4 protein-coding genes and 1 rRNA gene are annotated in these 12,337 nt (G+C 70.6%); 4 read left to right on the top strand and 1 reads right to left on the bottom strand.

The genetic code is table 11. The features are described 5' to 3' along the window. Positions 1-89: ribosomal RNA gene (rrf, locus tag ACFYVJ_RS26225) — 5S ribosomal RNA — on the top strand; the annotation flags it as partial. A gap of 75 nt (positions 90-164) precedes the next feature. On the opposite strand, the gene ACFYVJ_RS26220 is transcribed toward rrf, so the two are convergent. After that, positions 165-2,804, bottom strand: coding sequence for a SpoIIE family protein phosphatase (locus tag ACFYVJ_RS26220; RefSeq protein ID WP_388896051.1), 2,640 nt, complete (start codon positions 2,802-2,804; stop codon positions 165-167). A gap of 346 nt (positions 2,805-3,150) precedes the next feature. Here ACFYVJ_RS26220 and ACFYVJ_RS26215 point away from each other — a divergent pair, with 346 nt between their 5' ends. The 3 genes from ACFYVJ_RS26215 to ACFYVJ_RS26205 all read left to right on the top strand — a co-directional run bounded on the left by ACFYVJ_RS26215 (position 3,151) and on the right by ACFYVJ_RS26205 (position 12,236). After that, the gene (locus ACFYVJ_RS26215; RefSeq protein WP_388896049.1) at positions 3,151-8,535 is read left to right on the top strand and encodes a HAMP domain-containing protein; all 5,385 of its coding nucleotides are present in this window, start codon (positions 3,151-3,153) and stop codon (positions 8,533-8,535) included. A 243-nt stretch (positions 8,536-8,778) separates the two neighbouring features. Further along, positions 8,779-9,441 (top strand): two-component system response regulator, encoded by a 663-nt coding sequence (locus tag ACFYVJ_RS26210; protein WP_018838062.1) that lies wholly within the window; start codon positions 8,779-8,781, stop codon positions 9,439-9,441. A 92-nt stretch (positions 9,442-9,533) separates the two neighbouring features. Further along, positions 9,534-12,236, top strand: coding sequence for a DNA translocase FtsK (locus ACFYVJ_RS26205; protein WP_388896046.1), 2,703 nt, complete (start codon positions 9,534-9,536; stop codon positions 12,234-12,236). The last annotated feature ends 101 nt before the right edge of the window (positions 12,237-12,337 follow it).

The following is a 12,337-nucleotide window of genomic DNA, read 5'->3' as shown; positions in this document are numbered from 1 at the left end:
CCGGTCTCATTCCGAACCCGGAAGCTAAGCCCGTCCGCGCCGATGGTACTGCATGGGGGACCGTGTGGGAGAGTAGGTCACCGCCGAACAAACTTTAGTACTCAACCCCCGGACACCGTCCGGGGGTTGAGTCATTTCCGGGCCCTTTTCCAGGGCCCGGTCTCCTACTCGCCGTTTCCGTTCATCTGGCCCGGCACCCGCATCGTCAGGATCGCCATGTCGTCCGACGCCGGCTCCGCCGCGAAGCGTTCCACCGTGCGCAGCACCCGGGCCGCCACCGCGCCCGCCGTGAGGCCCGTGCATGTCGTGAGGACGTCGATCAGGCCCTCGTCGCCGAGCATGCGCGTGCCCTCGCGGCGTTCCGTCACGCCGTCCGTGACGCACAGGAGGACGTCGCCCGGGTCGAGGACCAGTTCTTCGCTGTGGAGCTCCAGGTCGTCCATGACGCCCAGCAGCGGCTGGGATTCCGTGGCCTGCTCGACCGTGCCGTCGGGGCGCAGGCGGAGCGGAGGCGGGTGGCCGGCGCAGACGGTCTTGAGGACGGCGCTGCCGTCCGGCTGGGGCCAGAGTTCGCCGTAGAGGAGCGTCAGGAAGCGGCCGCGGGCGCCCTCGTCGAGGATGGCGGCGTTGAGGCGCTCCAGGACCGCCGGGCCGCCGAAGCCCTCGCGGGCCAGCAGGCGCAGTGCCGTACGGGCCAGGCCCGTGACGGCGGCGGCTTCCGGGCCCGTACCGCAGACGTCTCCGATGGCGAAGCCGTAGGTGCCGTCCCGGATCTCGAAGAGGTCGTAGAAGTCGCCGCCGACCTCGTTGCCTTCGCCCGCGGGGCGGTAGATGACCTCGACCTCGACGCCGGGGACGTCCGGCAGGCCCGGGGGCAGGAGGCTGCGCTGCAGGGACTGGCTGATGGTCGTGCGCTCGGAGTAGAGGCGCGCGTTGTCGAGGGCGAGGGCGGCCCGGCGGGAGAGGTCCTCGGCGAGTTCGAGGATCTCCTGGCGGAAGTGCTCGTCGGTCGGCTTGCCGAGGACGAGCATGCCGATGACGCGGTTGCGGGCGACGAGCGGCAGCACAACGGTTTCGCCACCCACGGTCGCCGCCGTCGCGAGGGAGGTCTCGGCGTCCTCGGCGAGGGTCGTGTTGCCCACGATGCTCAGGCTCAGGAACGAGCTGCGCATCGCCAGCGTGTGCGCCGCGTCGCCCGGACCGCGCCACTGGCGGGCGCCGGGGACGAGGACGGCGTCGGGCGGGTCGATGCGGGAGAGGAGGGCGCGCAGGTCGTCGATGCGGTCCTCGTCCTCGTGCAGGACGTAGCTGAGTTCGGGTTCGGCCTGTTCCGGGAGGGTGTACACGGCGCACCACGTGGCGAGCGTCGGAACGATCATCTGGGCCATGAGGGCCAGCGTCTGGTCCCGGTCCAGAGTGCCGGCGAGCAAATCCGAGGCTTCGACGAGGAAGGACAGGGACCCGCGGCGCAGCCGTTCCAGCTCGCCGAGGCGGGCGGACTCGACGGCGAGCGCGATGCGGTCGGCGGCGAACTGGAGGCGCAGCGCCTCCTCGTTGGTGTAGCGGCCGGGCACCTCGGCGGCGACGCCGAGGGAGCCGGTGAGGCGGCCTTCGACCTTCAGCGGTACGGAGACCACGGAGCGCATGCCGGTGGCCGCCAGCAGGGGCACGGCGTCGGGGTCGGCCATGAGGTCTTCGTGGACGGACGGGAGGCGGGCGGAGCCGTAGCGTCCGGTGCCGGTCTCGACGGGGACGCGGGCGAACCGCTGGCGGGCGGAGGGCAGTCCGGTGGAGGCCCGTACCTCCAGCTCGGTCTCGTCGTCGGTGGCGAGCAGCAGGTACGCGGCGTCGCCGGCGAGCATGTCGCGGGCGCGTTCCACGGTGCGCTGGAGCAGGCCGTCGAGGTCGTCGGGGGAGGGGGTGCCGATGAACGCCTCGAAGGAGTTGCCGCCGGGGAAGGCGCCGGCGCGGCCCTCGCTGCCGGGGCTGTCGCCCGCGGGCACGCGCAGCGGGGTCTGCAGGATGGCGCGTTCGCGGTCGCGGACCATGAGGCAGATCGTGGACGGGTCGCCGGCCGAATTGCGCAGGCGCATGTGCGAGGCGTAGACGGGGGTGACGCGCCCGTCGTTGCAGCGGATGCCGTACGAGCCCTCCCAGCGGGAGAGTTGGAGCGCCTCGACCAGTCCGGTGCCGGTGCCGGGGGTGTGCGGCCAGGCGGCGAGGTCGCCGAGGGGCTTGCCGACGACCTTCTCCGATTCATAGCCGAAGAGGTCGCGGGCGTCGTCGTTCCACTCGCTGACGAGGCCGCCGCGGTCGATGCGGACGACGGCCACGCGGATGCGCTCCTCGGCCAGCGGCAGCTCGTCGACGGGCAGCTCGGGGCCGGCGGCGCGGGTGCCGGCGGGCGGTTCCGCGACGGTGAGCTGGAACCAGACGCGCTTGTGCTCCGCGGTGTAGTCGACGCCCCAGCGGCTGGCGAGGGCGGCGCACAGCATCAGGCCGCGGCCGCCTTCGCGGTCGAGGGGCGTGGGCTGGAGCTGGGGGCTGTGCAGCGGCAACTCGCGCTCCGCATGCCGGTCGGCGACCTCGACCCGCACCGCGTCCGCCATCCGGACACAAAGGACGTCTACTGCCGTACCAGCATGAATTATGGCGTTCGTCACAAGCTCACTGGTCAGTACGACGGCGTCGTCTGTAGCCTCGGGATAGCCCCAGCCCTGGAGGGTGTCGCGGACGAAGGTCCTGGCCGCGGCGACGGAGCGCCCGACCGGCTCGAAGGTGGCCGCAGCCCGCGCGGTGGTCACCAGCTCTCCTCTCGATGTGCCACTCTCCCGGCTGAAGGGATGGACGGCGGATGCCAGGGTACTTACCTTCACCCTGCGGACAGATGCCGGATCCTTCTCTTAACACTCGGAAAGTGCGCCTTAGCCGCCGAACTGTTATGGCCTGCCAGGGCCGGGGTGAAACACTGGGAAGGCTTCGGAGGGAGCCCGAGGCGAACGTCGACCCTGCGGGAGGGACACAGTGGAGTCTGACGCGAGCGCGCCGGGCGTGAGTCCGCGCACGAAGGGCGGGCGCTCCCGGACGCCTTCCGGGACCACACAGGTCGATACGGCCTCGCTGTATCGCCTGCTCGGCGCCCTTGAGTCGATGCGCGACGGCAACTTCCGCAAGCGCCTGCGGGTCGGCGGCGACGGCGTGATGTCGGAGATCGCCGAGGTCTTCAACGAGGTCGCGGAGCGTAACCTGCACGTCACCGGCGAGCTGTCGCGGGTGCGGCGCATGGTCGGCCGGGAGGGCAAGCTCGCGGAGCGGCTGTCCGCGGGGCCCTGCGAGGGGTCGTGGGCGGCGGCGGTCGACGCGTCGAACGCGCTCGTCGACGATCTCGTACGCCCCCTGGCCGATGTCGGCAGGGTGCTGACCGCGGTGGCGGAAGGCGATCTGCAGCAGCGCATGGACCTGCGGCCGCAGGGCCAGGACGGCGCCCCGCACCCGCTGCGGGGCGAGGTGCTGAAGATGGGCCGTACGGTCAACGGGCTGGTGGACCAGCTCTCCGTGTTCACGGACGAGGTGACCCGGGTCGCCAGCGAGGTCGGCACCGAGGGCAAGCTCGGCGGCCAGGCGAAGGTGCGCGGGATGTCCGGGTCCTGGAAGGACCTCACGGACTCCGTGAACACCATGGCGTACCGGCTGACGGCCCAGGTCCGCGACATCGCCCTGGTGACCACGGCGGTCGCCAAGGGCGACCTGTCCCGCAAGGTCACCGTGCACGTCGACGGCGAGATGCTGGAACTGAAGAACACCGTCAACACGATGGTGGACCAGCTCTCCGCGTTCTCGTCCGAGGTGACCCGGGTGGCCCGCGAGGTGGGCACCGAGGGCGAGCTCGGCGGGCAGGCGCAGGTCGAGGGCGTCGGCGGGGTCTGGAAGGACCTCACGGACAGCGTGAACCTGATGGCGGGCAACCTGACCGCCCAGGTGCGCGGCATCGCGCAGGTCACCACCGCGGTCGCCAACGGCGACCTGTCGCAGAAGGTGACCGTCAGCGCGCGCGGCGAGGTCGCCCAGCTCGCGGACACGATCAACACGATGACCGAGACGCTGCGCACCTTCGCCGGCGAGGTGACGCGCGTGGCCAGCGAGGTCGGCGCGGAGGGCCGGCTGGGCGGGCAGGCGCAGGTGCCCGGTGCGGCGGGGATCTGGAAGGACCTCACCGACTCGGTGAACACCGCCTTCTCCAACCTCACCCGGCAGGTGCGCGAGTTCGCCCAGGTGACGACGGCGGTGGCGAACGGCGATCTGTCGCAGAAGGTCACGGTGGACGTCTCCGGCGAGATGCTGGAGCTCAAGAACACCGTGAACACGATGGTCGACCAGTTGTCGTCCTTCGGCGCCGAGGTCACGCGGGTCGCCCGCGAGGTCGGCGTGGAGGGTGAACTGGGCGGCCAGGCGCAGGTGGCGGGGGCCGCGGGCACGTGGAAGGACCTCGTCGACTCGGTCAACACGGCGTTCCGCAACCTGACCGGCCAGGTCCGCAACATCGCGCAGGTGACGACGGCGGTCGCGAACGGCGATCTGTCGCAGAAGGTCACGGTCGACGTCTCCGGCGAGATGCTCCAGCTCAAGAACACCGTGAACACGATGGTCGACCAGTTGTCCTCCTTCGCCGACCAGGTGACGCGGATGGCGCGGGACGTGGGCACGGAGGGCCGCCTCGGCGGTCAGGCGCGCGTCGAGGGCGTCTCGGGTACGTGGAAGGACCTCACCGACTCCGTCAACTCGATGGCGAGCAACCTGACCGGCCAGGTCCGCAACATCGCCCAGGTGACGACGGCCGTGGCGCGCGGCGACCTGTCGCAGAAGATCGAGGTCGACGCCCGCGGGGAGATCCTGGAGCTGAAGAACACCGTCAACACGATGGTCGATCAGCTCTCGTCGTTCGCCGAGCAGGTCACGCGGGTGGCGCGCGAGGTGGGCACGGAGGGCAGGCTCGGCGGCCAGGCCCGGGTGCAGGGCGTCGCCGGCGTCTGGCGGGACCTGACCGATTCGGTCAACTTCATGGCCGGCAACCTGACCGGCCAGGTCCGCAACATCGCCCAGGTCGCGACGGCGGTCGCGCGCGGTGATCTCTCGCAGAAGATCGACGTGGACGCGCGCGGGGAGATCCTGGAGCTGAAGAACACCATCAACACGATGGTGGACCAGCTCTCGTCCTTCGCGGACCAGGTGACCCGGGTCGCCAGCGAGGTCGGCACCGAGGGCAAGCTCGGCGGCCAGGCGGAGGTGCAGGGCGTCTCCGGTACGTGGAAGGACCTCACCCAGTCCGTCAACTCGATGGCGAACAACCTGACCTCGCAGGTGCGCAGCATCGCCGAGGTCACCACCGCGGTGGCGCGCGGCGACCTGTCCAAGAAGATCACCGTCGACGCGCGGGGCGAGATCCTCGAACTCGTGACGACGGTGAACACGATGGTCGACCAACTGTCGTCGTTCGCCGAGCAGGTCACGCGGGTGGCGCGCGAGGTGGGCACGGAGGGCCAGCTCGGCGGCCAGGCGCGGGTGCGCGGGGTCTCGGGCATCTGGAAGGACCTCACCGACAACGTGAACCAGATGGCGGTCAACCTGACCAGCCAGGTGCGCAACATCTCCCAGGTCGCCACCGCCGTCGCCAACGGCGACCTGACCCGTACGGTCACGGTCGAGGCCCGCGGCGAGGTCCAGCAGCTCGCGGCCACCGTCAACACCATGGTCAAGACGCTGTCGTCGTTCGCCGCCGAGGTCACCCGCGTCGCCCGCGAGGTCGGCACCGACGGCCGGCTCGGCGGCCAGGCCCGGGTGCCGGGTGTCTCGGGCACGTGGAAGGACCTCACCGAGTCCGTGAACTCGATGGCGTCCAACCTCACCAACCAGGTGCGCAACATCGCCATGGTGACCACCGCCGTGGCCAGCGGCGACCTGTCGAAGAAGATCGACGTGGCCGCGCAGGGCGAGATCCTGGAGCTGAAGACCACCATCAACACGATGGTCGACCAGCTCTCGTCCTTCGGTGACGAGGTGACCCGGGTCTCGCGCGAGGTGGGCACCGAGGGCCGCCTCGGCGGGCAGGCGCGGGTGCGCGGGGTCTCCGGGATCTGGAAGGACCTCACGGAGTCGGTCAACCTGATGGCGAACAACCTCACCAGTCAGGTGCGGCAGATCGCCCAGGTGGCCACGGCGGTGACCCGCGGCGATCTGAACCTCAAGATCGACGTGGACGCCTACGGCGAGATGATGGAGCTGCAGGACCACATCAACACGATGATCGTGAAGCTCCGCGAGACGACCATCGCCAACAAGGAGCAGGACTGGCTCAAGGGCAATCTCGCCCGCATCTCCGGCCTGCTCCAGGGCCGCCGCGACCTCGCCGACGTGGCCCGGCTGATCATGAGCGAGCTGACCCCGGTGGTCGCCGCGCAGCACGGCGCGTTCTTCCTCGTGCAGCGCTCCGGCGCCGAGGCCGTCGTGGAGATCGGCGCGGCCAGCGGGGACGACGCGTACGAGCTGCGCATGATCGGCTCGTACGGGCACTCGGGGAACGAGCTGCCGCACATCCTGCGGCCCGGCGAGACGCTGGTGGGCACCGCCGCGCAGGAGCGGCGCCCGATCGTCGTCGAGAACGTCCCCAAGGGCTATCTGAAGATCGCCTCGGGGCTCGGCCAGGCGCCGCCGGCGCACGTCATCGTGCTCCCGCTGATCTTCGAGGGCCGGGTGCTGGGCGTGGTGGAGCTGGCGTCGTTCCAGCCGTTCACCCAGATCCAGAAGGACTTCCTCGGCCAGATCGCCGAGGTCATCGCCACCAGCGTCAACACCATCAGCGTCAACTCCAAGACCGAGGTGCTGCTCAGCCAGTCCCAGGAGCTGGCCGCGCAGTTGCGCGACCGGCAGGGCGAGCTGGAGGTGCGGCAGAAGGCGCTGCAGGAGTCGAACGCGGAGCTGGAGGAGAAGGCCGAGCTGCTGGCCCGGCAGAACCGCGACATCGAGATCAAGAACGTGGAGATCGAGGAGGCCAAGCAGGGCCTGGAGGAGCGGGCGGAGCAGCTCGCGGTCTCGATGCGGTACAAGTCCGAGTTCCTGGCGAACATGTCGCACGAGCTGCGCACCCCGCTGAACTCGCTGCTGATCCTGGCGAAGCTGCTCGCCGACAACGGCGACGGGAACCTGACGCCGAAGCAGGTGGAGTTCGCCGAGACGATCCACGGCGCGGGCTCGGACCTGCTGCAGTTGATCAACGACATCCTCGACCTGTCGAAGGTCGAGGCGGGCAAGATGGACGTGAGCCCCACCCGGATCGCGCTGGTGCAGCTCGTCGACTACGTGGAGGCGACGTTCCGGCCGCTGACGGCGGAGAAGGGCCTGGACTTCTCGGTACGGGTCTCGCCGGACCCGCCGGCGACGCTCAGCACCGACCAGCAGCGGCTGCTCCAGGTGCTGCGCAACCTGCTGTCGAACGCGGTGAAGTTCACCGACAGCGGCGCGGTGGAGCTGCTGATCCGCACCGCGAAGGACGACGTGCCGCAGGCCATCAAGGAGCAACTGCTGGAGCAGGGCGCGCTGCGCGACCCGGACGCCGAGCTGATCGCCTTCTCGGTCACGGACACGGGCATCGGCATCCCGTCGAACAAGATGGGCGTGATCTTCGAGGCGTTCAAGCAGGCCGACGGCACGACGAGCCGGAAGTACGGCGGCACGGGCCTGGGGCTGTCGATCAGCCGCGAGATCGCCCGGCTGCTGGGCGGCGAGATCCACGTCGACAGCGAGCCGGGCCGCGGCTCGACGTTCACGCTCTACCTGCCGCTGCACCCGACCGAGCTGCCCGCCCCCGGGCTGCCGGGCACGGCCGGCGCCGTCGCGGGCGCGCTCGCGGCGGGCCTGGAGCAGGCCGAGGCGGCGAAGGCTCCCGCCGCGGCCGACGTCGAGGCGCCGCCTTCCGGACGTACCAGGAAGTCCTCTGACGGACGCTCAGGCGCCGCGGGGCCGCCCGCAGGGCCCACGACGGCCGAGACGGGCGCGCGGGACGCCTCGGGGGCGTCTGGGGCCCTTTCCGGCGCCCTCTCGATGAACGGCGCCCTCGAACAGGCGGTGCCGCAGCGGTCGGCGTCGCCGCGCTTCAAGGGCACGTTCCGCGGCGAGAAGGTGCTCATCGTCGACGACGACATCCGCAACGTCTTCGCGCTGACGAGCGTGCTGGAGCAGCACGGGCTCGCGGTGCTGTACGCGGAGAACGGCCGCGAGGGCATCGAGGTGCTGGAGCAGCACGAGGACGTGGCCGTGGTGCTGATGGACATCATGATGCCGGAGATGGACGGCTACGCCACGACCGAGGCGATCCGCCGGATGCCGCAGTTCGCCGGGCTGCCGATCATCGCGCTGACGGCCAAGGCGATGAAGGGCGACAAGGAGAAGAGCATCGAAGCGGGCGCATCGGACTATGTGACAAAACCGGTGGATACCGATAGATTGCTCGCCGTAATGACCGGTTGGATGAGCGGAGAGTAGTCAAATCGCCGTGAATTCCTGCTCTTTGATGACTCAGTGTGTCCAAATGCGTGTGAGAACGCGGGATTCCGGGAACCAAACTGATCGCAGGCGCGTTGTCGCTGTGTATGCAGTGACAACTCGGTGACAGGGTGTGGCGAGTCTCGGGGTGTGGATACGATGACCGGCACGAGGGCGGGCGGCACGGTGGGCGCGTCTTTGGCGACGAGGACCGGCACACCGCCGGGGCGAGGAGGGCAGGCCATGGTGCAGAAGGCCAAGATTCTCCTGGTCGATGACCGGCCGGAGAACCTGCTGGCGCTGGAGGCCATCCTTTCCGCGCTGGATCAGCACCTGGTCCGGGCGTCGTCCGGAGAGGAAGCGCTCAAAGCGCTGCTGACCGAGGACTTCGCGGTGATCCTGCTCGACGTGCAGATGCCGGGCATGGACGGGTTCGAGACCGCGGCGCACATCAAGCGCCGCGAGCGCACCCGCGACATCCCGATCATCTTCCTCACGGCCATCAACCACGGCCCGCACCACACGTTCCGGGGGTACGCGGCCGGAGCCGTCGACTACATCTCCAAGCCCTTCGACCCCTGGGTGCTGCGGGCGAAGGTGTCGGTGTTCGTCGAGCTGTACATGAAGAACCTGCAGTTGCGCGAGCAGGCCGGCCTGCTTCGGCTGCAGCTCGAGGGCGCCCAGAAGGGCAACGGCGACGGGGCCGCGCAGACCGGGCTGCTCGCCGAGCTGTCGGCCCGGCTCGCCGCCGCGGAGGAGCAGGCCGAGGCGCTGTCGAAGCAGCTCAGCGGGGCGAACGCGGAGTCCGCCGTCGTCGCCACCGCCGCGCATCTGGAGCGGAAACTCACCGGGCTGCGCAAGGCGATTGACGCCCTGGAGCCCGGCTCCCGGCCCGACGCGGAGTAGCCGGGCCCGCCCCGCGGGGCGGGGGTGCGCGGAGGATGCGTCCCTGCACGTCCTACGTGTCCCGTGCGGGCGCTGCCGGTAATCTCGCAACCATGGCCTCACGTACCTCTGGCAGCGGCAACTCCCGGCAGCGGTCCGGAGGTAGCACGGCCAAAAAGCCCGCGGCGAAGAAGGCACCCGCCAAGAAGCCGCCGCAGAAGAAGGCCGGGGGCGCGGCCAAGGCGCCGGCCAAGAAGCCCGCCCCCTCGCCGACCGGCGGTGTGCTGCGGCTGCTGCGCGCGATCTGGCTCGGCCTCGCCCGCACCGTCGGCGCCCTCTTCCGCGGCATAGGGCGCGGTGCCAAGGGACTCGACCCCGCCCACCGCAAGGACGGCCTCGCGCTGCTGCTGCTCGGCATCGCCCTGATCGTCGCGGCCGGCACCTGGTCGAACCTCAAGGGACCCGTGGGCGAGCTGGTCGAGATCCTGGTCACCGGCGCCTTCGGCCGCCTCGACCTGCTCGTGCCGATCCTGCTGGCCACCATCGCCGTACGGCTCATCCGCCACCCCGAGAAGACCGAGGCCAACGGCCGTATCGTCATCGGCCTGTCCGCACTGGTGATCGGGGTGCTCGGGCTCGTGCACCTGGCCTGCGGCACCCCCGGGCGCGGCGAGGGCACGCAGACCATCAGGGACTCCGGCGGGTTCGTCGGCTGGGCGGTGTCCCGGCCGCTGGTCACCACCCTCGGCGACGTGCTTGCGCTGCCGCTGCTGGTGCTGCTGACCATCTTCGGGCTGCTCGTCGTCACCGCCACGCCCGTCGCGGCGATCCCGGACCGGATCCACTCCGCGGGGGTGCGGCTCGGGCTCGTACAGCCGCGGCCCGATCCGGCTGCCGCGGCCAAGGCGGAGGAGTTCGACGACGACTGGCGTGACGGCCTGGTGCGTACGGACGAGGACGACGACGGGCCCCCGCCGCCGCGCCGCCGCCGCACCCGCAAGGCCCCCGCAGCACCGGCCGCACCCGCGCGCCCGCGCCGCGCGGCGGCCGACCGCGACTACGGCGGCATGGACCCCATCGACGCGGCCGCCGCCGCGGCCACCGACCTCGACGGCGCCGTGCTGCACGGCGTCCAGCCCTCCCCGCTGCTCGCCAACCTCACCCACGGCGTCGCCGAGCGCACCGGGGGCGTCCCGGCCGCGCGCGAGGAGTCGGGCGCGGAGGAGCCCGTACGCTCCGAGAGCCCGAACGAGCACTCGGTCCCCGACCTCACCAAGCAGGCCGCCGAGCCCGGCTCCGCCGCCCTGCCGCCCCGCGCCGAACAGCTCCAGCTCTCCGGCGACATCACCTACGCGCTGCCGTCCCTCGACATCCTGGAGCGCGGCGGCCCGGGCCGCACGCGCAGCGCCGCCAACGACGCCGTCGTCGCCTCCCTCACCCAGGTCTTCACCGAGTTCAAGGTCGACGCCGCCGTCACCGGCTTCACCCGCGGCCCGACCGTCACGCGGTACGAGGTGGAGCTGGGCCCCGCCGTGAAGGTCGAGCGGATCACGGCGCTGACGAAGAACATCGCCTACGCCGTCGCCAGCCCCGACGTGCGCATCATCAGCCCCATCCCCGGCAAGTCCGCCGTCGGCATCGAAATCCCCAACAGCGACCGCGAGATGGTCAAGCTCGGCGACGTGCTGCGGTCCGCGGCGGCGGCCGGCGAGGACCACCCGATGCTCGTCGGCCTCGGCAAGGACGTCGAGGGCGGCTACGTCTCGGCGAACCTCGCCAAGATGCCGCACATCCTCATCGCCGGCGCCACCGGCTCCGGCAAGTCCTCCTGCATCAACTGCCTGATCACCTCCGTCATGGCGCGGGCCACGCCGGAGGACGTGCGGATGGTGCTGGTCGACCCGAAGCGGGTGGAGCTGACCGCGTACGAGGGCATCCCGCACCTGATCACGCCGATCATCACCAACCCCAAGCGGGCCGCCGAGGCCCTGCAGTGGGTGGTCCGCGAGATGGACCTGCGGTACGACGACCTGGCCGCGTACGGCTACCGCCACATCGACGACTTCAACGCCGCCGTCCGCTCCGGCAAGGCCACCGCCCCGCCCGGCAGCGAGCGGGACTTGGCCCCGTACCCGTATCTGCTGGTGATCGTCGACGAGCTGGCGGACCTGATGATGGTCGCGCCGCGGGACGTCGAGGACGCGATCGTACGGATCACGCAGCTCGCCCGCGCCGCCGGCATCCACCTGGTGCTCGCCACCCAGCGCCCCAGCGTCGACGTCGTCACCGGGCTCATCAAGGCGAACGTGCCGTCCCGGCTGGCCTTCGCCACCTCCTCCCTCGCCGACAGCCGCGTCATCCTCGACCAGGCCGGCGCCGAGAAGCTGATCGGCAAGGGCGACGGGCTGTTCCTGCCGATGGGCGCGAACAAGCCGGTCCGGCTGCAGGGCGCGTACATCGAAGAGGACGAGATCGCCACGGTCGTGCAGCACTGCAAAGACCAGATGGCGCCGGTCTTCCGCGAGGACGTCGTGGTCGGCGGGGCGAAGAAGAAGGAGATCGACGAGGAGATCGGCGACGACCTCGATCTGCTGTGCCAGGCGGCCGAGCTGGTGGTCTCCACGCAGTTCGGCTCCACGTCGATGCTCCAGCGCAAGCTGCGGGTCGGGTTCGCCAAGGCGGGGCGGCTGATGGACCTGATGGAGTCGCGCGGGATCGTCGGTCCGAGTGAGGGTTCGAAGGCCAGGGACGTACTCATCAAACCGGATGAAATGGACGGAGTGCTCGCCCAACTGCGGGGGCAGGATCATCCGTAACGGCGACCAGGGCAACCGGTTCGGCGCCTGATGCGTCACATCAATGGGCCGGGCGGGTGATCCGCGGTCGGGCAGTACGTCTATCCCGATGGCCCATTAAG

The sequence above is a fragment of the Streptomyces sp. NPDC004134 genome, assembly GCF_042874195.1.
Lineage (GTDB): Bacteria > Actinomycetota > Actinomycetes > Streptomycetales > Streptomycetaceae > Streptomyces.
The sequence above is the reverse complement of the archived record's forward strand: the minus strand, read 5'-3'. Positions and strand labels throughout refer to the sequence as shown.